The organism is Desulfotalea psychrophila LSv54 (genome assembly GCF_000025945.1).
Lineage (GTDB): Bacteria > Desulfobacterota > Desulfobulbia > Desulfobulbales > Desulfocapsaceae > Desulfotalea > Desulfotalea psychrophila.
The window spans coordinates 2176432-2198174 of record NC_006138.1 but is presented as its reverse complement, the minus strand read 5'-3'; the positions used below and the strand labels follow the sequence as shown (position 1 = coordinate 2198174).

General features: G+C 45.3%; 14 protein-coding genes. 7 read left to right on the top strand and 7 right to left on the bottom strand.

Going from position 1 to position 21743, the window contains the following annotated elements; translation table 11 throughout:
• Positions 1-5 precede the first annotated feature (5 nt).
• Positions 6-1166, top strand: coding sequence for a lipid-A-disaccharide synthase (lpxB, locus tag DP_RS09910; protein ID WP_011189177.1), 1161 nt, complete (start codon positions 6-8; stop codon positions 1164-1166).
• A 44-nt stretch (positions 1167-1210) separates the two neighbouring features.
• Here the strand turns inward: lpxB and rlmN are convergent, their stop codons facing one another.
• From rlmN to DP_RS09890, 4 genes are all read right to left on the bottom strand, one after another.
• The gene (rlmN, locus tag DP_RS09905; RefSeq protein WP_011189176.1) at positions 1211-2299 is read right to left on the bottom strand and encodes a 23S rRNA (adenine(2503)-C(2))-methyltransferase RlmN; all 1089 of its coding nucleotides are present in this window, start codon (positions 2297-2299) and stop codon (positions 1211-1213) included.
• Positions 2299-3168: a radical SAM protein gene (locus DP_RS09900; RefSeq protein ID WP_041278638.1), complete on the bottom strand. Its 870-nt coding sequence runs from the start codon at positions 3166-3168 to the stop codon at positions 2299-2301. Before DP_RS09900 ends, rlmN begins: the two co-directional genes overlap by 1 nt.
• A gap of 40 nt (positions 3169-3208) precedes the next feature.
• A complete protein-coding gene (gene serC / locus DP_RS09895) occupies positions 3209-4294 on the bottom strand; it encodes a 3-phosphoserine/phosphohydroxythreonine transaminase (RefSeq protein WP_011189174.1) in 1086 nt (361 codons plus the stop codon).
• A 135-nt stretch (positions 4295-4429) separates the two neighbouring features.
• Positions 4430-4927, bottom strand: coding sequence for a tRNA (cytidine(34)-2'-O)-methyltransferase (locus DP_RS09890; RefSeq protein ID WP_011189173.1), 498 nt, complete (start codon positions 4925-4927; stop codon positions 4430-4432).
• A 134-nt stretch (positions 4928-5061) separates the two neighbouring features.
• Here DP_RS09890 and DP_RS16900 point away from each other — a divergent pair, with 134 nt between their 5' ends.
• From DP_RS16900 to miaB, 6 genes are all read left to right on the top strand, one after another.
• Positions 5062-5496: a ComEA family DNA-binding protein gene (locus DP_RS16900; protein ID WP_156792257.1), complete on the top strand. Its 435-nt coding sequence runs from the start codon at positions 5062-5064 to the stop codon at positions 5494-5496.
• A 14-nt stretch (positions 5497-5510) separates the two neighbouring features.
• Entirely contained in the window at positions 5511-6455 is a 945-nt protein-coding gene (gene miaA / locus DP_RS09880) for a tRNA (adenosine(37)-N6)-dimethylallyltransferase MiaA (protein ID WP_011189171.1), read from the top strand.
• Between the two features lie 9 nt (positions 6456-6464).
• Entirely contained in the window at positions 6465-8123 is a 1659-nt protein-coding gene (gene recJ, locus DP_RS09875) for a single-stranded-DNA-specific exonuclease RecJ (RefSeq protein WP_011189170.1), read from the top strand.
• A gap of 178 nt (positions 8124-8301) precedes the next feature.
• Complete coding sequence (gene purB, locus DP_RS09870) at positions 8302-9750, top strand: adenylosuccinate lyase (RefSeq protein WP_041277865.1); 1449 nt, start codon at positions 8302-8304, stop codon at positions 9748-9750.
• A gap of 140 nt (positions 9751-9890) precedes the next feature.
• Positions 9891-10124, top strand: a complete 234-nt coding sequence (locus tag DP_RS09865) for a DUF4911 domain-containing protein (protein WP_041277864.1) — start codon at positions 9891-9893, stop codon at positions 10122-10124.
• A 23-nt stretch (positions 10125-10147) separates the two neighbouring features.
• Entirely contained in the window at positions 10148-11491 is a 1344-nt protein-coding gene (gene miaB / locus DP_RS09860) for a tRNA (N6-isopentenyl adenosine(37)-C2)-methylthiotransferase MiaB (protein WP_011189168.1), read from the top strand.
• A gap of 89 nt (positions 11492-11580) precedes the next feature.
• Here the strand turns inward: miaB and DP_RS16895 are convergent, their stop codons facing one another.
• From DP_RS16895 to DP_RS16885, 3 genes are all read right to left on the bottom strand, one after another.
• Positions 11581-14637 carry a hybrid sensor histidine kinase/response regulator gene (locus tag DP_RS16895; RefSeq protein ID WP_011189167.1) on the bottom strand — a complete coding sequence of 1019 codons (3057 nt, stop codon included), beginning with the start codon at positions 14635-14637 and terminating at the stop codon, positions 11581-11583.
• A 351-nt stretch (positions 14638-14988) separates the two neighbouring features.
• Positions 14989-18045, bottom strand: coding sequence for a hybrid sensor histidine kinase/response regulator (locus tag DP_RS16890; protein WP_011189166.1), 3057 nt, complete (start codon positions 18043-18045; stop codon positions 14989-14991).
• Positions 18046-18377: 332 nt separating this feature from the next.
• Positions 18378-21422, bottom strand: a complete 3045-nt coding sequence (locus DP_RS16885) for an ABC transporter substrate binding protein (RefSeq protein WP_011189165.1) — start codon at positions 21420-21422, stop codon at positions 18378-18380.
• Between the last annotated feature and the right edge of the window lie 321 nt (positions 21423-21743).

Below are 21743 nucleotides of genomic sequence, written 5' to 3'. Positions count from 1 at the left end.
ATACTATGGATAAGCAGAAACGAGAAACTGGTTCAGAAATCATGGTCGTAACCGGAGAGGCATCGGGAGATATCCATGGGGCAAATTTAGTGCGGGCCCTTAAGGAAAAGGATTCCTCCCTCTCTTTTTCAGGGATGGGTGGCCCTGAACTTGCCTCACTTGGTGTTGAAATTCTTTACGATGCAAAAAAAATCTCCGTTGTTGGCCTAGTGGAGGTATTCTCGCATCTGCCCTCTATTTTTGCTGCCAAAAAAATCCTGCAAAGACGGCTTAAAAATAAACCGCCTGCCCTGCTTATCATCATCGATCTACCGGATTTTAATTTGATGCTGGCCAAGAAGGCAAAAGCCCTCGGTATCCCGGTGTTCTACTATATTACCCCGCAGGTTTGGGCCTGGCGTTCCGGACGAATCAAAACCATCGGAGAGCGAACAGATCAACTTGGAGTTATCCTCCCCTTTGAAGAAGAGTTCTTTCGCCAGCGGGGACAGGCTGCAAGCTATGTCGGCCATCCTCTTCTGGATAACGTCAGCATAAAACTCTCAAGGGAAGAATTTCTCACCAAGCACAGGATCGGGCCCGCGGCAAAATATGTTGGTCTTCTTCCCGGGAGCAGGGAAAAAGAAATTTCAGCCCTGTTGCCAGATTTTCTTCGGGCGGCAAAGCGGCTACAGGACGAGTGTAGTGAAAAAATTTCATTTCTACTGCCCATTGCCGCAACCATTGACAGGGAACAACTCCTGGAAAATGGCCTTGCCGAATATCAAGACCTACTCGATATCCATGTGATCAGCGAAGATCGCTATGAGCTTATGGCATGTTGTGATGCTGTGGTGGCAGCCTCCGGCACGGTGACTCTGGAGCTTGCCATCCTTGAAGTGCCTATGCTTGTGGTCTATCGCACCTCACCGATCTCTTATTGGGTAGGACGAAAACTGGTCAAGATAGAGTTCTTTTCCCTGGTAAATCTTATTGCCGGCCGAGAGGTAGTAACAGAGCTTCTGCAGGACGAGGTTACTCCAGAGCGAATAAGTATTGAGATTAAAGAGCTATTATATGGGGCAAAGGGAGTGGCGGTAGGGAAGGGCCTTCGTGAGGTACATGGCCTGCTTGGCGAAGCAGGCGCATCGGCAAAGGCGGCTGACCTTGCCCTGAGCATGATCTAAGCCGCCTAAATAGGTTGTGGCGAGGAAGACCTCCCCGTCACACCCTAGCTCTGCTTCGTAGTTTCATCGGTGGCAAGCTGTCCACAGGCAGCAGCAATATCTTCACCACGACTATTTCTAATAAAGACCGAATAATTTGCCTCTCGAAGTATATTCTGAAAGGAGAGTATTCTCTTCATGCCTGGACTCTTATAGGGAAGTCCGGGACTTTCATTATATGGGATTAAATTTATCTTACAGGGTATTTCCTGCAGTTTACGGGCAAGGGTTCGGGCCTCTGTATCTGAATCATTAATTCCTGCCAACATGATGTACTCAAACATAATCCTGCGTCTCTTGCCCATGGGGTAGGTACGACAGGCTTCAAGCAACTCATCAAGAGGATAACGGTTATTGACAGGCATTAACATGTCTCGGGTCTTATCATCCACTGCATGTAGGGAAATAGCGAGGTTTACCGGTGCCTCCTGACCAAGACGAGCCATATTGGCAACAATACCACAGGTAGAGACTGTAATCCTTCGACCCGTAAGGTCGAGCCCTTTTTGTTCGGTAAGAATGGAGATTGAGGTGAGGACATTTTCAAGATTATTCAATGGCTCCCCCATTCCCATATAAACCACATTGGTAACACGGTCAGGACCGATAAGCTTGTCGGCTGGTTCGTTTGCCAGAAAATCCCGAGCAGCACATACCTGATTAACAATCTCAGAAGGTGTCAGATTACGGGTAAAGCCCATGCCACCTGTCATGCAGAAGGTACATTTCATCGCACAACCTACCTGGGATGAAATACAGAGGGTATTACGGTCCGGCTCCGGAATAAGAACAGTTTCTATGACATGGCCGTCATGAAGGCGAAAACCAAATTTAACACAACCGTCCTTTGCCCGTTCAATGATGGGATCATCGAAGTGAGAAAAGAAAGAATTTTCGGCAAGCAGCTTCCGAAAAACCTTGGCAAGATCTGTCATCTGCTCAAAGTCCCGTACTTCAGGGCGATAAAGCCAGGACATAATTTGCCGACCACGAAAGGCAGGCTGTCCTAGTTTTTCAGCAAATTCAACAAGCTGATCTTGACTTAAATTTTTAAGATCTATTTTTTCTCTATTTGTAGTTATCTCTTCCTGCATTAAAGCGACCTCATATAATCAGGCATGAGTGGCAGTTTGCCCGCACAGGCCCTGTCAATCAAATGAATGAAATTTTCTTTATCCCTCGGTAATTTGCCCGAAAGATGCAGATGGTTAGATGCATGATTTGCATGAAACTGAGCTTTGTCAACGTCTATACCTGCAACAAGCCATTTCAGTTCCTGCAGAATTTCATGGGAACTCAGTGGCAAAAACTCCTTGCCTGCATAGCTATGGGCAAGGGGCGTCTCTGGCAAAATCATCAGGGTAAGGGCGGCAATATGTTGAGGCCTGAGAATACTGAGGGCCTCTGCCGTTTTCTGAGCATGAAGTTTACTGTAGCGTTTCCCACCAAGACCAAGAATGATACTTGTGGAAAGATACAGACCTGAATCAAGGGCTTTTTTGCCACCTTCTATTATTTGACTCGCACAGGCACCCTTGTTTACAGAACAAAGTACCTCATCTGCGCCACTTTCCAGGCCCAGATAGATCCGGCTGAGTCCTAACTTCCTCAGCCTTATTAACTGATTTGTAGTTTTTTGCAATAGAGAACGAGGGGAGGCATAGGAATTAATCCGTTTTACCCAGGGAAGTTTATCCTTAATGGCACAGAGTATTTTAAGCAGATGCATCTGGGGGAGGGCAAGGGCATCACCATCTGCCAAAAACAAACTTGTAGGGGAAGGCAAAAGGGTACGGGCCTTTTCGATATCTCCCAGGACAGTTTCTATTGGCTTTGCCCTGAACCTTTTATCCCTATATGCCCCGCAAAAAGTGCAACCATTATGAGAACAGCCAAGGCTTATTTGCAGGAGAAGAGAGTGGGCCTCACTGGGCGGGCGAATTATAGTGCCGACGTAATCCATAGGGAAAAAGCCCCTCGTTTGAGCAAGGGGCTTAAAATCTTTACGCTGGGTTATTTGCAGCAAATACCTGCATAAACTCAACAAGCTTCACCACACCTTCACGTGGAAAGGCATTGTAGATAGAAGCACGGCAACCGCCAATAGAGCGATGACCCTTAAGACCCTTCATCTGTAAGGCTGAAGCCTCAGCGATGAACTTTGCTTCAAGCTCAGCCGTTGGCAAATTAAAGGTAACATTCATCAGAGAACGGGATCCGTCCTGAGCGTGAACCCGATAATAATCACTGGCATCTATCTGTGAGTAAAGCAGAGCAGCCTTTTCTCTGTTAATTTCCTCTATTTTTTCAACACCACCAAGATTCTTCAACCACGCAAGAACCTCTCCCATTACATAAATGGCAAAGCATGGGGGAGTGTTAAACATAGAGCCCTTATCGGCATGGGTCTTATAGCTTAACATGGTAGGGGTGTGAGCAGGAGTTTTCTCCAAGAGATCGTCACGAATAATAACCAGAGTAACACCTGCTGGTCCAAGATTTTTCTGGGCCCCAGCAAAGATAAGGCCAAATTTGCTAACATCCACCTTACGGGAAAAAATATCGGAAGACATATCAGCCACAAGCATCTTCTTACTCTGTGGCATAGTCTCAAATTGGGTACCATAGATGGTGTTATTAGAGGCAAAGTAGAGATATTCGCTCTCCTCAGCAACCTGATAGGCATCGTTTGCAGGTACATGATTGAAGATACTCTCCTCGGAAGAGTAGGCGACATCAATATCACCAAAGAGTTGTGCCTCTTTGATAGCCTTTTTAGCCCAGGTACCGGTATTGAGATAAGTTGCCTTTTTACCCGCGCCAAGCAGATTCATCGGCACCATAAAAAACTGGCTCGAAGCACCACCTTGAAGAAAGAGCACCTTGTAATTATCTGGAACCTCAAGTAATTCACGTACAAGAGATTCTGTCTTCTCTATAACCTCAATAAACTCCGGCGAACGATGGCTAATTTCGATGAGGCCACTACCAGTCTCCTTGAAATTGACAATATCTTTTCCTGCCTGCTCTAAAACTTCAAAGGGAAGGGTTGCCGGACCAGCACTGAAATTATATACGCGATCAGCCATCGTATTACTCTCCTTATGGATTAATTATATTGGCTTCAAACAGAAGAAGCCTTTGCTTGCTAAAAACAGTGCAATCTAACATTATATCTGCTGTTTGTCTCTCTTTCTTGTTGAAAACGTAAAGAGGAGCAACGATTATACGTTTTCGCCAACCTGACGCATGGCCTCATAAAGAACAATTCCTGCGGTCATTGCCAGGTTAAGACTGCGAATATTGGGGTTTGGCATCGGCAGAGTCAAACAACGATCGGGATGGAGATCAAGTATCGGTTTGGGCAAGCCCTTTGTCTCTTTACCAAAGATAAGAAAATCTCCCTGTTTAAATTTGGCCTCTGTATAGCTCTTCTCTGTCTTGGTAGTAAAGAAGTACATATTATCCTTATCACATTGACTCAAAAAGGCCTCAAAGCTCTCCCAATAGACAATGTTGACAAATTTCCAATAATCAAGCCCAGCTCTACGCAGGTGTTTATCGTCGGTTGAAAAGCCCAGGGGATGAACAAGATGAAGGATGGCGTTTGTCGCACCGCAAAGCCTGGCAATTGAGCCTGTATTGGGTGGAATTTCCGGTTCGACAAGAACAATATTAAGATGGGATGTGTAGTCCACGGTAGGGCACCTGTATGTTGTCATTTCACCATCATGAGAGATGGCTCATTTAAATTATATTTTGCCTCTATTTATGCTACATTTTCCTTAACGAGGTAAAATTTTATACTCTGGAGCTTTGCCATAAGGCAAGGAAATAAGCTGTGAAGGTGGTGGCAATGAAAAATATATGGCAGACCATCATGGCCGGCAACTATGATGGCAGAATTTATCTCCTTGTTTTTGTAGCTCTCCTAATGTTTATTCACCCCCTTCTCTTTTTCCTGGAGCAAGAGGAGACAGAGCAGCTCTCCCTACAGATAAACTATGACGAATTGATTATTGTCCAGGCGGAGACGGATGCCAGTGCTCCGATCAATGAGAAAAGCATGGTACTCCTGCCCCTGCTCTTTGCCCCCATTCCTGTAAACATGGCAACAACTGAACTCCTGCAAACTATTCCTGGCATTGGTCCCGCCCTGGGACAAAGAATTGTTGAAGAGAGAGGACGGAACGGAGTATATGATAGTCCGGAGTCACTTCGCCGGGTTTCAGGCATTGGTGCCAGTCGAGCCCAAAAGATCGGTCGCTATCTTTCATTTCAACATCCCTAGGTTCATCGCATAATATGGAAAAAATAAAACAACCAGTCCTTGTCCTTGTTGGTCCCACCGCAATTGGCAAGACGGCACTATCTCTTCAGCTGGCACGTCAGTTTAGCTGTGAAGTTGTCTCCATGGACTCCATGCAAGTCTATCGTCATATGGACATTGGCACGGCAAAGATCAGCAAGGAGGAGCAGGGGGAGGTCCCCCATCATCTCCTTGATATTGTCGAGCCTGACGAGCACTATGATGCCTCAATGTACTGTCGAGATGCACTACGCACCATTACCGAGATCCACGCCCGTGGCCATATTCCCCTTGTCACCGGCGGGACAGGTCTCTATCTGCAGAGCCTGACCAAGGGTTTTTTTGAGGGCCCTCCCAGTGACAGTGCCGTCCGGGAAAGGCTTCAAGAAGAACTTGACAATCTTGGCCCGGAAGAGATGCATGCCAGGCTGGAGCAACTGGATCCTCTCTCTGCTCAGCGCCTGCATCCCAACGACTCTTACCGGGTAATGCGAGCACTTGAAATTTTTGCCATTACTGGAAAACCATGGTCCCAGCTTCTCTCCCAACACAAACCGGAGAACCAGTTTGCCAATATGTTACAGATAGGTCTCACCTGTGATCGCCCCCTCCTCTATGATCGCATCAATATGCGTACCCAAATCATGCTTGATGCAGGTTTAGAAGAAGAGGTAAGAGGACTTCTTGATATGGGTTACTCCCGGGAACTCAGATCCATGGGTTCCATTGGATATAAGCATATGGCTAATTTTATCTTTGGTGACTGGGAATTTGAAGAGATGAAGACCCTCCTGGCTCGGGACACAAGAAGATACGCAAAGCGACAGTACACCTGGTTTAATAAAGATGAAGATCTACACTGGTATCAAAAAGAGAGTAAAGCTGAAATTGTAGATAGGGTAGGGCAGTGGCTTGAAGACCAGTTAAGTAAAAATCTCTAGGAGAACGCGGTGTCCAGAAAAAATCCAATCGAACAGATCCTCTCTCTGCGAGGATACCAAGAGGCGCAGGCAATAGAAGAATTTCTCTCCCCCCGGCTCTCCTCTCTGCCACACCCTTTTACCATGCTGGGCATGAAGGAGGCCGTGGCAGAAGTTCTCCGGGCCATAGATGAAGGTCTGCCCATTCTTATCTGGGGTGACTATGATGTCGATGGCACGACGGGGACCTCGATTCTGGTAAATTTTTTTGAGAGGATAGACGTTAAGGTCTACTGGCATATCCCCAGTAGGCTTACCGAGGGCTACGGTCTAAACCTTACCTATTTTCAAAATCTTCCTTGGGCGGAGGAGCACTTTCTTCTCATTACCGTAGATTGCGGTATCTCTAACGCTACTGAAATAGAGGCCATAAAGAAGAGGGGCGGCAGAGTAATTGTCACCGATCACCACCAACTACCCAAAAGAGTTCCCAACTGTACAGTATTAAATCCCAGTAACGAAAAATGCCCCTTTTATGGGACATCTCTGGCAGGGGTTGGGGTTGCCTTCTATCTGGTTGCAGGTGTTCGCAATGCCCTTGTCTCAGGTGAGCTGAATGGCAAATACAGCCAATCTACGCCAAATTTAAAATCCTTTCTCGGCTTTGTCGCCTTTGGCACCCTGGCCGATGTTGTCCCCCTCACCCCTGTAAATCGGCTCCTGGTTAAGGCCGGGGTAGAGTCATTTGCCCGCACAGAATTTATTGGCCTACAGGCATTGCTAGAGTCATCTGACATTGCCGATGGCTCGGTAACCTCAGATGATATCGGCTTTAATCTGGCACCCAAGGTCAATGCCGCGGGCAGGTATGGTGTGGCCCATCAAGTTGTAGAGTTATTGACAAGTAAAGAGGCAGAACCGGCCTATAAAATTGCCAAAACGCTGACCAAGCTCAACAACGACAGGAAGTTACTCTGTAAAGAAAATATGGCTGAGATAGAGACACTTCTCCATATAGAGACGATCAAGGCAGATGCTTGCATTATTGTTGAGGGTGACTTTTTTGAAGGAATTTTAGGGATACTGGCATCCAGGCTGGTGGATCGTTTTCATCTACCGGCAATAGTTTTTTCTCGGGCTGCGGATGGCGACCTTAAGGGTTCAGCCCGCTCCATCGAGGAAATTAATATTCTCGATGTAATAACCGAGACCTCTTTTCTGTTAAAAAAATTTGGTGGTCATAAAATGGCCGCCGGCATGAGCATGTCCCCGCTCAATTTTGCCGCCTTCAGGTCGGCATTTGTAGAGAATCTACAGAGGGCAGAGGTGAAGGAGATTAAGCAGGAAAGCAGATATGAGCTTGACGCCTCCGTTGAGCAGGTTTTCAACCCGGACAGCTTAGCCCTCTACCAAAAAATGGAACCATTCGGTCCAGGAAATCCTCAACCAACATTTTATGATGCCCACGCCCTTATCGTCGCAGCAAGACCCGTAGGTCAGAGTAAAGAGCATCTGCAGCTGACAATCAGAGGGAAATACGGCGACAATATAAAGGCCATCGGCTTTAACCTTGGTGAAAAGGGACGGAACGTCATTGCCGGCTCAACGGTGAAAATAATTTTTACTCCTACCATTAATCGTTTTAAAGAGAGGGTCAGCTGGCAGGCTCGTATCCTCGATATCTTATAACAATTAATGTGATTCGCTCTGTTTTGCTCAGAAGGGCAATTTTTTTTTTAGACAGGGATTCTTAAAAAAAGCTCCAATAAGGTCACTGCACTTTCAGTAAAAAAATGCTATAAGGTGTTTCGCAAAAACGGTGTCCCCTTTTCTATTGAACATATTGAAATTATTCTCGGAGAAAATCATGTCACAGACAACAACATACCAAGAGCCCCTGGTGAGTCGATATACCAGCCCTGAAATGCAGTACCTTTTTTCAGCGGAAAAGAAATTTACTACCTGGAGAAAATGTTGGGTCGCTCTTGCCGAGGCTCAATACGAACTTGGCCTCACCGATATCGTTACTCCGGAAATGATTGCCGAGCTCAAGGCAAATGTGAACAATATTGACTACGATATTGCCGCTCAAAAAGAAAAAGAAATTCGCCATGATGTTATGGCCCATGTCTATGAATATGGCCTCAAGTGCCCCACCGCGGCGGGCATCATTCACCTGGGTGCAACCTCGCAGTTTGTTGTCTGTAATACCGATCTTATTGTTCAGCGCGAGGGCCTGCTCCTCGCCAAAAAAGCCCTTCTTCAGGTTATCAGCAATATGGCAGAATTTTGCGACGAGCATAAAGATCTGGCAACCTTGGGCTTCACTCACTACCAGCCTGCTCAACCTACCACAGTGGGCAAAAGAAATACCCTGATTCTTCAAGACCTGGTGATGGATCTAAACTACCTTGATTTCTTGCTCGACAACATCAAGGCCCGTGGAGCCAAGGGAACCGTTGGTACCCAGGCGACCTTCCTTGACCTCTTTAAGGGAGATCACGCCAAGGTACGTGCCCTTGACGAGTTAGTGGCAAAGAAACTCGGCTTTTCCTCTACCTTTGATGTAACCGGCCAAACATACACCAGAAAGCATGATATGAAACTGGCAGAGACCCTGGCAGGAATCGGTTCAACCGCCCATAAATTTGCCGTAGACCTCCGTCTACTGTCAAATTTAAAGGTACAGGAAGAGCCCTTTGCCAAGAACCAGACCGGATCTTCAGCCATGGCCTACAAGAGAAACCCCATGCGTTCCGAGCGTATGACAGGACTTGCCCGTAAGCTGATGAATCTGCCACAAAATTTTGCAGCCACCTATGCCAATCAGTGGTTTGAACGTACCCTTGATGATTCCGCTATTCGTCGCATGGATATTCCTCAATGCTTTCTCTTAACCGATGCCATACTCAAGCTCTTTATTAATATCAGCTCTGATATGGTTGTTTTTCCAAAACAGATCGAAAAACATCTTCGAGCCGAACTACCCTTTATGTCCACCGAGAAAATTTTAATGGAAGCCGTGGAGAAGGGTGAAAATCGTCAAGACATGCATGAACTTATCAAAGAACACTCTTTGGCAGCCGGCAAGGTCGTAAAGGAAGAGGGTCTGGATAATGATCTCCTCAACCGCCTGGCTGAAGATGATCGCATTCCCTTTGATCTTGACAGTCTTTTGGCAATGATTACTGACTATACACAGTTTACCGGTCGTGCCTCGGCACAAACAACGGATTACCTGACTGAAGTTATCAATCCCCTCTTACAAAAGAACAGTGAGTATATGGGCGAAATAGATAGCTCTCTCTCCGTATAGGCCCTACTCTCCCTCCATATCGAAGGGAGAGCATAAGCACTTATACAGGCATTTAGCTTAGGGTGGTTTGAAAAAATTGGCATTTAAGCCACCCATTTATAACCAACACTGCCAAGGCAGTACTGGAAACAGACAAGGAAATGAACACAAATCTAGAAAGTACCTACCTGCGTATAACCCCTTCTCAATTTCATTTTCTCAAATTTATATTAGAGGGCTATGACAACCTTGCTGTTCTTTCTAGTGAAGATGGGAAGGCTGGTATTGTTCGACTTCGATATCCGGAAGAGTTACGAGCCGACGTCTTCGCCATACTCACCGAACTTGCCCCAAGGCTCAATCCTCTGCTTTCACACTTCACAAAAGAAAATTAAACCCGCTAGTCAGGTCATATATTATGGAACAAAGATCATTTTTTATAAAAACATACGGTTGTCAGATGAACCTGCGTGATTCTGAAATCATTGCTCAAATTTTGAATAATAACGGGTATGTAGAAACCTCGGAAATTGGCGGGGCAGATTTGGTTCTACTTAACACCTGTTCTATCCGGGCTAAGGCCGAACAAAAGGTCATGAGTAAACTGGGAGAACTCCGTCGCAATAAAAAGATCAATCCTCGTATGCAGATCTGCGTTGCCGGTTGTGTCGCTCAGCAAGAGGGAAAGCAAATTCAGGCGAAGATGCCCCATGTAGATTTGGTTATCGGTACCCAGTATATTTATGCTATTAATGAGCTATTGGAAAGATCACGCACAGAGGGCCCCATTACTGCCACTAACCTCGATGACAAATATGTCATCCCTCAATTTATTCCTGAGACCACGGGTAAAGAGCATGAGGGCGAATTTCGCAAATTCGTTACCATTATGCAGGGCTGCAATAATTTCTGCACCTACTGTGTTGTCCCCTACACCCGTGGCCGAGAAGTTTCCCGTAGTATAAAAGATATCGTTGAAGAGATAACAGTTCTGGTGAAGAGCGGCATCAAGGAAATCACCCTCCTTGGCCAGAATGTAAACTCCTATGCCCAAACCAACACGGTAACCGAAGACGACACCCCAGCCACCTTCTCAGATCTGCTTCGTCAGGTAGCTGCCGTTGAGGGCTTAAAACGCCTTCGTTTTACCACCTCAAACCCCAAAGATCTCTCCAATGATCTCATGCAGTGCTTTAAGGATCTTGATGTCCTCTGTCCCCAGTTTCATCTACCGGTACAGGCTGGATCCAATAAGGTTTTAAAAGAGATGGGGCGAAAGTATACGGTGGAGAGCTATCTGGATCTTGTGACACAGCTTCGCGAAAACTGCCCAGAGATTGCCATTACCACCGATATCATTGTCGGCTTTCCAGGTGAGACCGACGAAGAATTTGAAGAGACCATGAAGATGCTTGAAACAGTACGCTACCATGGCTCCTTCTCCTTTAAGTATTCCGATCGCCCAGGAACCAAGGCCAATGAGCTCACCAACAAGGTAGACGAGTCAGTCAAGTCTGCCCGCCTTGCCCGCTTTCAAGCCCGTCAGGATGAAATTGGTCTGGAACGTAATCAAGAGTACATCGGCACCACCCAGGAGGTACTGATCGAAGAGCTCCGTGATGGCGAAATCAAGGGACGCATGGGCACCAACCACATAGTTCATGCCATTGGTCTTACCAATAAAAAGCCAGGGGATTTCCTGATGGCCCATGTCACAGCCGCAGGCCAGCACTCCCTGCGCGGTAGCATCGTAGAAGAATAGCTTCCACTGCATTAAAAGAGGGTGAGTCTCTTGTTAAAAGACTCACCCCTGAATTGCCACAAGTTCAGGCTAGAGCCAGCTCATTGCAGCTAAGCGTTGAGCACTCCAGAGAGAAGATTAGCCAGGGTGGCCTTGGTCAGGGGCTTAAGAGCAAACTCCCTAATGCCAAGAGAATGAGCCATATCGGTATCAAATTGATCACTGTATCCTGTACAGAGAATAATGGGAATATCGGCTCTAATTTTTAAAATTTCCTGAGCTAGATCTGAACCAACCATATCCGGCATGGTTTGATCGGTAATAATCGCATCGAATGCATTCGGCCTCTCTTTGAAGATGGCCAAGGCCTCCAGGCTACTGCTCTTTGTTGTTACCCTATAACCAAGTCGTTCCAGAACCTTTTTGCCCACCGTAAGCAGTAACTCTTCGTCGTCTACCAAAAGTATTCGACCCCTCCCCTGGGGCGTTTCCTCAAGCACCGTATTCTCAATTGTTTCAACTGCAGTAATCACTGGGAAATACACACTAAAAGCAGAGCCGTGACCAAGAACACTAACAACATCTATTCTGCCGCCATACTCACGGATAATCCCATGGATGGTGGCAAGCCCCATGCCCGTGCCCTTACCTATCTCTTTAGTGGTAAAATATGGCTCAAATATTTTGCCAATATTATTGGGAGCTATGCCCTCCCCTGTATCGGCTACAACCAGAACAACATAATCACCCGATCGAAGAGATGAATGCTCATTTTCCTCGTCAATAGAGATTCTCTTCAGCTCAATATTAAGTCTCCCCCCCGATTTATCCATGGCGTGGTTGGCATTGGTGCAGATATTCATTATAATTTGATGCACCTGGGTTGGGTCGGCCAAAATAAAACCACAGAGAGGATCGATTTCCGTCTGAATCTCTATGGTAGAGGGGAGGGAAGGTCTGAGCATTCGCATTGTCTCTTTAAGAAGGACCTGCACCTTCATGGGCAGACGTTCCACCTTCTCCTGACGACTAAAGGCAAGAATTTGTTTAACCAACTCTTTAGCCCGATTGCCCCCTACAATAACCTGATCCAGATCTTTCTCTATAACCGAGTTTGCCGGGGCCTCATCCTTGGCAAGCTCTGCATAACCAAGGATGACGGCCAGAATATTATTGAAATCATGGGCAATGCCTCCGGCCAGGGTACCAATAGCCTCCATCTTCTGGGCCTGCTGTAACTGCAATTCAAGCCTGCTTTTCTCACTGGCCTCACGTACACGTGGGGAAATATCATTGACAATGACCAGTGACAACTCCTCAATCGGCACCATATAAAATTCACATCTGTGCACACTACCATCCCTTGTAGTGAGGTCCCACTCCTGCACCTCTATATCCCTATCATCAACAATTGCCCTTTTTATGGCTAAATCCCAGGTATTTTTAACTCTTTTACGATAATTTGCATCTGGATAGGCGCTCTCCCACCATTTTTTCTCTGTGTCGATATCTTCTAGCCTGTAGCCAAAGAGTTCTGTGAGCTTATCGTTAACAAAGACTATCTCCTGGTTTTGACCATTTATCATGGTAGGCATGGGTGATTTTGCGACCATCTTTCTAAACCGGCTCTCACTTGCCCGTAGGGACTCCTTAGCCTGCCTTCGTTCAGTGATATCCTGGAGAATACTGATGGTACCCATCGCTATTCCAGATCTGGAAAAAGCTCTTGTGGACGTCACCTCAATGGGAACTAAGGAGCCATCCTTTCTCAGACAGGATGTTTCACCCACAAAGCTACCTTTCTTTTCTATAGCTTTCTCTATTTGTCCCGTTATAGCCGTTCTAACTTCGAAGGACTGGTCGAAGGCAAACGGACGACCGAGGCACTCACTCTCTGAATAGCCGAAGATATCCTCTGCCCTGCCAAGCCACTTTTCAATATTTCCATCCATACCTATAAGAACAATGGCTTCGGGCATCTGTTCCAATATCTCATCGGAGAGAAGCACCTTACTCTCCACTTTTTTCAGACGAATAAGGGCTGTGGCAAGGGAAATAACCAGTATGACAAGGATGAAGATACAGGTAAGGGTCATCTGCACCAGTCGCTTATTTTGAGCATAAAAAGAGATAGGTCTGTTGATGACAACTGCCTCCGCAGGCAGATCACTGAGGTCAATGTTGAATCGCTGTAACTGTTGCCAATCGAACATATACCGATTTGAACCTCTTTCAATAACGGGCAATTCGCTAACGGGGGTGCCTTGTAAAATTTTTAATGCCAGCTTGGCCGCCTCACGCCCCTGCCACTCTCCACTGATCAACTTGCCACCAACAATGCCTTGGCCTAGGGTACTGTCCCAGAGTGTGTAGAAAGGAAATGGTCTATTCTTTGCCAAATGGGGAACAAGCTGTTGATATGGTATATAAATACCGTCTATGGGAACAACACTGCTAAGGAGAATGGCGATGATATTTGGCCCGAGAGCATCAAACTCTCTATCAATTTCACCCAGCTCTTTTCCGGTGATAATAACCTGTTCTACCTCTTCTCGATACCGAGCAGGAAGATCTTTAACCCACTGCAAACGATACGACTGAGCACCGGGAATAATGAAGACAAGCTTTTTTATCTTTGGATGAAGCTGTAGGGCAATGTCAACGGTTGCCTTAAAATCGTTTTCTTCTACTATACCGGTGATCAGTTTCTTTCCCTTCAAGCTGGTGGGATTAAACCTGTTCACCCCGGTAAAAACCAAAGGAATATCTTTAAACAGAGAGCTTCTGTTTTTCAGAAGAAGTTCATATGCTGGGGTATCACAGGTGATAATAAGGTCAATCTGCTGATTACGATATTTAATTTCCCAAAAATTTCGTAAATCAGCAAAATAAGTGCCACCATGATTTCGTTTAGTATCAATATACTCAAAGAAAAAATTGGTTGCTTCCGGGGCAGAGGAAAAAACATCCTGAATCCCCCTATTCAGTGATTCTGTCCATAGATAACCTTCATAACCGGATTGAATAATAAGAACCTGACGGCTATGCAGCTCTTTTTGCGGAGACTCGGCAAAAAGTGGCAGGACAGACAAGAGAAGAACTGACAGCAGACAACAGTAGAACAATGGAAAGTTACTTTTCAAAAGAGATCTTAATACAAAATTCATTTTTAAATTCCTTACAACTCAAAAACTACACAAATATGTTAAGATAAGAGTTACCAACACAAAAAAGCCAAGATTTATTTCAGGGGAACATCTTTTAAATTAATAGGGATTGAGGCGGGTATGAAACCATGTTTTTGAAGTAGCAACCTTTAAAAAGAACACACTTATACTGCAAGATAGCTAATTAATACAAGAAAAAAAGGCTGTAACTATAAATAGTAAGGAAGAGGCAGATAGAGGGGGAAATTTTAATTTGGTGCTCATTTCATGCCGGACAGTTGGTTGCAGAACAGATCACACGGCATTATACTATTCACTCCTTAGTTTCCACAAGTTCAGGCTAGAGCCAGCTCATTCCTGCTGACCACCTAGAACCCCGGAAAGAAGATTAGCGAGGGTGACCTTAGTCAGAGGCTTAAGGACAAATTCTCTAATGCCAAGAGAATGAGCCATATCGGTATCAAATTGATCACTGTATCCTGTACAGAGAATAATGGGAATATCGGCTCTAATTTTTAAAATTTCCTGGGCTAGATCTGAACCAAACATATCCGGCATGGTTTGATCGGTAATAATCGCATCGAATGCATCCGGCCTCTCTTTGAAGATGGCCAAGGCCTCCAGGCTGCTGCTCTTTGTTGTTACCCTATAACCAAGTCGTTCCAGAACCTTTTTGCCCACCGTAAGCAGTAACTCTTCGTCGTCTATCAACAGTATTCGTCCACTGCCCTGGGGCGTTTCCTTAATCACCGCATTTTCAGTTGTTTCAACTGCAGTAATCACTGGGAAATACACACTAAAAGCAGCGCCGTGCCCAGGAACACTAACAACATCTATTCTCCCGCCATACTCACGGATAATCCCATGGATGGTGGCAAGCCCCATGCCCGTGCCCTTACCTATCTCTTTAGTGGTAAAATATGGCTCAAATATTTTGCCAATATTATCGGGGGCTATTCCCTTCCCTGTATCGGCTACAACCAGGACAACATAATCACCCGATCGAAGAGATGAATGCTCATTTTCCTCGTCAATAGAGATTCTCTTCAGCTCAATATGAAGTCTCCCCCCCGATTTATCCATGGCGTGGTTGGCATTGGTGCAGAGATTCATTATAATTTGATGCACCTGGGTTGGGTCGGCCAGAATAAAACCACAGAGAGGATCAATTTCCGTCTGAATCTCTATGGTAGAGGGGAGGGAAGGTCTGAGCATTCTCATTGCCTCTTTAAGAAGGACCTGCACCTTCATGGGCAGACGTTCCACCTTCTCTTGGCGACTAAAGGCAAGAATTTGTTTTACCAACTCTTTAGCCCGATTACCCCCCACAATAACCTGATCCAGATCTTTCTCTATAACCGAGTTTGCCGGGACCTCATCCTTGGCAAGCTCTGCATAACCAAGGATTACAGCCAGAATATTATTGAAATCATGGGCAATGCCCCCGGCCAGGGTACCAATGGCCTCCATCTTCTGGGCCTGTTGCAACTGCATTTCAAGTTTATTTTTTTCACTGGCATCGCGTATGCGTTGGGATATATCATTGATAACAATCAAAGATTGTTCTTCTATGGGCACCATATAAAATTCACATCTGCTTACCCTGCCATCCCTTGTGGTGAGATCCCACTCCTGCACCTCTATATCCCTATCATCAGCAACTGCCCTCTTGATGGCGATCCGCCAGATATTTTTAACCATTTTACGATAATTTGCATCTGGATAGGCACTCTCCCACCATTTTTTCTCTGTGTCGATATCTTCTAGCCTGTAGCCAAAGAGTTCTGTAAACTTATCGTTGACAAAGATGAGGTCCTGATTTTGATCGGTTAAGATAGTAGGCATGGGTGATTTTGCAACCATCTTTCTAAACCTGACCTCACTTACCCGCAGGAACTCCTTGGCCCGCCTTCGTTCAGTGATATCCTGGAGGATACTGATGGTGCCCACCACTATTCCAGATCTGGAAAAAACTCTTGTGGCCGTTACCTCAATGGGAACAGCTCTGCCATCCTTTCTCAGACAGGATATCTCACCCAGAAACCTGCCTTTCTCTTTAAGACCCGCCTCTATCTGCTCCGTTATGTTGAGTTCCAAGGGCTGATTAAAGGCAAGTACACGACCAAGGCATTCACTCTCAGAGTAGCCAAAGATCTCCTCTGCCCTGCCAAGCCACTTTTCAATATTTCCATCCAAATCTGTAAGGACAATGGCCTCGGGCATCTGTTCCAGTATCTCATCGGAGAGAAGCACCTTATTCTGCGCTTTTTTCAGATAAATAAGGGCTGTGGTAAGGAAAATAACCAAAAGGAGGAGAAGAGAAATACCGCTAAGGGTCATCTGCACCAGTCGCTTATTTTGAACATAAAAGGAGATAGGCCTATTAATGACAACTGCCTCCGCAGGCAGGTCACTGAGGTCGACGTTGAATCTCTGCAGCTGTTGCCAGTCGAACATATACTGATTTGGAATCTCAATGACGGGCAGTTCACTAACAGAGGTTCCACGTAAAATCTTTAATGCCAACTTGGCCACCTCACGCCCCTGCAACTCTCCATTGACCAATTTACCGCCAACAATGCCCCGGCCCAGGGTGCTATCCCAAAGTGCATAGATGGGAAAGGGTCTATTCTCTGCCAGATGGACAACAAATTTTTGAACTGGCATATAGATACCGTCTCTACTAACAACATTGTGGAGGAGAATGGCGATAATATCTGGCCCAAGAGCATCAAGCTCTCGGTCGATTTCACCCAGTTCTTTTACGGTGAGAATAACCTGTTCTACCTCTTCTCTATACCGAGCAGGAAGATCTTTAACCCACTGCAAACGATACGACTGAGCACCGGGGATAATGAAGACAATCTTTTTTGTTCTTGGATGAAGATGAAGGGCAATTTCAACGGTTGCCTCAAGATCGTTTTCTTCCACTATACCAGTGATCAGCTTCTTCCCCTTCAAGCTGGCGGAATCGAACCTGTTTACCCCAGCAAAAACCAGAGGGGTATCCTGAAACAGAGCGCTTCTGTTTTTCAAAAAAAATTCATATGCCTGATTATCGCAGGTAATAATCAGGTCGATGTGCTGATTGCTGTATTTGATTTCCCAGAATTTTTGCAGATTCTTAAAATAGGTGACCCCATGATTTCGTTTGCTATCGATATATTCAAAGAACAAATCGGTCGGCTCCGGGACAGAGGAGAAAACATCTTGAATCCCCTTATGTTGCGAATCTGTCCAGGGATAACCTTCATAACCAGCTTGAATAATGAGGATTTGTCGATTATGTACCTCTTTTTGTGGGAACGCGGATAGAAGAGGCAGGCTGGGCAGGAAAAAGGCTATAAGCAGGCACAGATGAAAAAAAGGAAACTTATTTTTAAAAACACATCTTGAGATAAAATTCATTCCCAAATGCCTCACAACTTAAAAAATATACGTTAAGCCTGCAACTGACTTTAAACAGAATTTAGAGCCTTTCCCAAGAAAAGTCCTAAAAATCCTATTCTAACTAATACGGAGACAATCCAGAAAATTCATTTCATCAACTTATACTGCAAAGAATACGACTAGTACAATAAAAAGCCCGCCAGCGCAAGCGGCAAGTAAGAGCTAGGCAAAGTCGAGAGAGGGCAGGAATCTTCTTTTTAGCCTCTAAATTTCACCAAGCCCTTAATACAGGTTGGATATAATCACATTGACCATTTTTATAAAAACAAATTATTAGCGATGATCCATCCCTAATAATCGCCGAGCACTCTGGAGAGTAAATGGGCCAGGGTGCCCTTGGTTAGGGGCTTAAGGGCAAACTCCCTAATGCCAAGAGAGTGAACCCGGTCCGCATCAAATTGATCACTGTATCCTGTACAGAGAATGATGGGAATATCAGCTCTGATTTTTAAAATTTCCTGAGCGAGATCTGAGCCGACCATGTCAGGCATGGTTTGATCGGTAATAATCGCATCGAATGCATCCGGACTCTCTTTAAAGATGGTCAATGCCTCCAAGCTGCTGCTTTTTGTCGTTACCCTATAGTCAAGTCGTGCCAAAACCTTTTGGATCACCGTAAGCAGTAGCTTTTCATCATCCACCAGAAGTATCCTGCCCCTGTCCTGAGGAGAATCCTGAGCAACAGTATCAGCAACTACTTTCTCTGTAGTAATTACTGGAAAAAACACACTAAAGACAGATCCGTGCTCAGGATCACTTGCAACATCTATTATCCCGCCATACTCACGGATAATCCCATGAATGGTGGCAAGCCCCATTCCCGTACCCTTACCAATCTCTTTAGTGGTAAAATATGGCTCAAATATTTTACCAATATTATGGGGGGCTATGCCCTCCCCTGTATCGGCGACAACCAAGACAACATAATCACCCGGCACAAGAGATGAGTATTTATGCCTGTTTCCCTCATCAACAGAGATTCTCTTCAGCTCAATATCAAGCCTCCCCCCCGATTTTTCCATGGCATGGTTGGCATTGGTGCAGAGATTCATTATAATTTGATGCACTTGAGTTGGATCGGCCAGGACAAAGCCACATAGGGGATCTATTTCCGTCTGGATCTCTATGGTAGAGGGGAGGGAGGGCCTGAGCATTCTCATTGTCTCTTTCAGAAGCACCTGAACCTGCAAGGGGAGACGCTTCACCTTCTCCTGACGACTAAAGGCAAGAATTTGTTTTACCAACTCTTTAGCCCGATTACCCCCCTCAATAACCTGATCCAGATCTTCACCTATTATCGAGTTTGCCGGGATTTCATCTTTGGCAAGCTCTGCATAACCAAGAATTACAGCCAGAATATTATTAAAATCATGGGCAATGCCCCCGGCCAGAGCACCAATAGCCTCCATCTTCTGCGCTTGCCGCAGGCGTAATTCAAGTTTATTTTTCTCACTGGCCTCACGTACGCGTTGAGAAATATCATTGACAATGACCAGTGATAAATCCTCTATGGGCACCATATAAAATTCACATCTACGTACACTACCATCCTTTACGGTCAGATCCCACTCCTGCCTTGCCATATCTGCATCACCGGCAAGCATTTTTTTTATGGCAACCCGCCAACCTTCCTCAGCACGTCTTCGATAATTTGCATCTGGATAGGCGCTCTTCCACCATTTTCTTCCTGTTTCTATATCTTCTAGTCTGTAGCCAAAGAGTTCTGTGAATTTATCGTTAACAAAAGCAATGTCATAGTTTTGATTGGTGAGCATGGTGGGCATCGGTGATTTTGCTATCATCTTTCTAAACCGGTCCTCACTTGCCCGTAGGGACTCCTTAGCCTCTCTTCGTTCGCTGATATCCTGAAGGATACTAATGGTACCCACCGCTATTCCAGATCTGGAAAAAGCCCTTGTAGACGTTACCTCAATGGGAACTGAGGTACCATCCTTTCTCAGACAGGCTATCTCACCCAGAAACCTACTACTCTTCTCAATACCTGCCTCTATCTGCTCCGTTATATTAAGTTCCGAGGACTGATTAAAGGCCAGGGCACGACCAAGGCAGTCACTCTCAGAGTAACCAAAGATCTCCTCTGCCCTGCCAAGCCACTTTTCAATATTTCCATCCATACCTGTAAGAACGATGGCTTCAGGCATCTGTTCCAATATATCATCGGAGAGAAACACCTTCTTCTGCGCTTTTTTCAGATTAATAACCGCTGTGGCAAGGGAAATAACCAAAAGGAGGAGAAGAAAAATGCCGCTCAGGGTCACCTGCACCAATCGCTTATTTTGAGCATAAAAGGAGATAGGTCTATTAACGACAACTGCCTCCGCAGGCAGATCACTTATATCAATGTTAAATCTCTGTAATTGGTGCCAATCAAACATATACTGATTTGGAATTTTCTCAAGAATGGGCAATTCCGCGACAGGGATGCCCCGTAAAATCTTCAATGCCAGTTCAGCCGCCTTACGTCCCTGTAACTCTCCTCTTATTAACTTACCACCAACAATACCCTGGCCTAGGGTATTATCCCAGAGTGTATAGAGGGGAAATGGCCTATTTGTTGCCAGATGGATAACAAATTTTTCAAAGGACATATAAATGCCGTCTCTGACAACGACACTGTTGAGAAGAATGGCGACCAAGTTTGGGCCAAGACTGTCAAGCTCTCGATCAATTTCATCCAGCTCTCTTGCCGTGATAATTATCTGTTCTACCTCTTCTCTATAGCGAACGGGAAGATCTTTAAACCACTGCAAACGATACGGCTGAGCACCAGGGATGATAAAGACAAGCTTTTTAGTCTTTGGATGAAGACGAAGGGCAATGTCAATGGTTGCCTCAAGATCGTTTTCTTCGGTGACCCCCGTGACCAGCCTCTTTCCCCTCAACATAGCGGGCTTAAATTTATTCATCCCGGCAAAGACCAGAGGGATATTTTGAAATAGAGAGATTCTATTTTTAATGATAAATTCATAGGCCTGATTATCGCAGGTAATAATAAGATCAATTTGCTGGTTACGATATTTAATTTCCCAGAATTTTTGTAAATTTTTTAAATAGGCTTTGCCGTGATTTCTTTTGGTGTCAATATACTCAAAAAAGAAATCGGTTGGTTGGGGGGCAGCAGAAAAAACATCTTGAATGCCCTTATTTTGCGAATCTGTCCATGGATAACCTTCATAACCGGATTGAACGATAAGAACCTGACGGCTATCTGGCTCTTTTTGGATTTCAGCGGCAAATGATGGCGTCGCCCACAAGAGGGCAATGAGCAGGCAAGGATAGAAAAAGTGGAGGATACTTCTTAAAAAAAAATTCATTTTTAAACTCTTCACAACTTAAAAAAACTATATAGATATGCTGAAAGAACAACTGATGTCATGGCCTCTCTTAAACGAGGAGGACCCTTTCATCCAGACCATGATTGGGACAGTAGAACTACCCCTGTAGGACAAACTTATACTGCAAGGATGATGACTAGTACAACTAAAAAACGGCTATAATTTCAACAGTAAAGCACAGAGAAAAAGTCTTCCGGACATCGGTCTCACCTATACAGACCTTTTAATGCGGGGGTAGCCATCTTCCTTGCTAAGAGGTGAGGTTTTGCAGCTGGATTACTGCCAAGTAAAATCTTAAAG

What these genes read in the sequence shown, in the direction of transcription:
- DP_RS16885 (WP_011189165.1), bottom strand. Translation starts at nt 21,422, where the DNA reads ATGAATTTTTTTTTAAGAAGTATCCTCCACTTTTTCTATCCTTGCCTG.
- DP_RS09865 (WP_041277864.1), top strand. Translation starts at nt 9,891, where the DNA reads ATGAACACAAATCTAGAAAGTACCTACCTGCGTATAACCCCTTCTCAA.
- purB (WP_041277865.1), top strand. Translation starts at nt 8,302, where the DNA reads ATGTCACAGACAACAACATACCAAGAGCCCCTGGTGAGTCGATATACC.
- DP_RS16890 (WP_011189166.1), bottom strand. Translation starts at nt 18,045, where the DNA reads ATGAATTTTATCTCAAGATGTGTTTTTAAAAATAAGTTTCCTTTTTTT.
- serC (WP_011189174.1), bottom strand. Translation starts at nt 4,294, where the DNA reads ATGGCTGATCGCGTATATAATTTCAGTGCTGGTCCGGCAACCCTTCCC.
- DP_RS09900 (WP_041278638.1), bottom strand. Translation starts at nt 3,168, where the DNA reads ATGGATTACGTCGGCACTATAATTCGCCCGCCCAGTGAGGCCCACTCT.
- rlmN (WP_011189176.1), bottom strand. Translation starts at nt 2,299, where the DNA reads ATGCAGGAAGAGATAACTACAAATAGAGAAAAAATAGATCTTAAAAAT.
- lpxB (WP_011189177.1), top strand. Translation starts at nt 6, where the DNA reads ATGGATAAGCAGAAACGAGAAACTGGTTCAGAAATCATGGTCGTAACC.
- DP_RS16895 (WP_011189167.1), bottom strand. Translation starts at nt 14,637, where the DNA reads ATGAATTTTGTATTAAGATCTCTTTTGAAAAGTAACTTTCCATTGTTC.
- miaB (WP_011189168.1), top strand. Translation starts at nt 10,148, where the DNA reads ATGGAACAAAGATCATTTTTTATAAAAACATACGGTTGTCAGATGAAC.
- DP_RS09890 (WP_011189173.1), bottom strand. Translation starts at nt 4,927, where the DNA reads ATGACAACATACAGGTGCCCTACCGTGGACTACACATCCCATCTTAAT.
- DP_RS16900 (WP_156792257.1), top strand. Translation starts at nt 5,062, where the DNA reads ATGAAAAATATATGGCAGACCATCATGGCCGGCAACTATGATGGCAGA.
- miaA (WP_011189171.1), top strand. Translation starts at nt 5,511, where the DNA reads ATGGAAAAAATAAAACAACCAGTCCTTGTCCTTGTTGGTCCCACCGCA.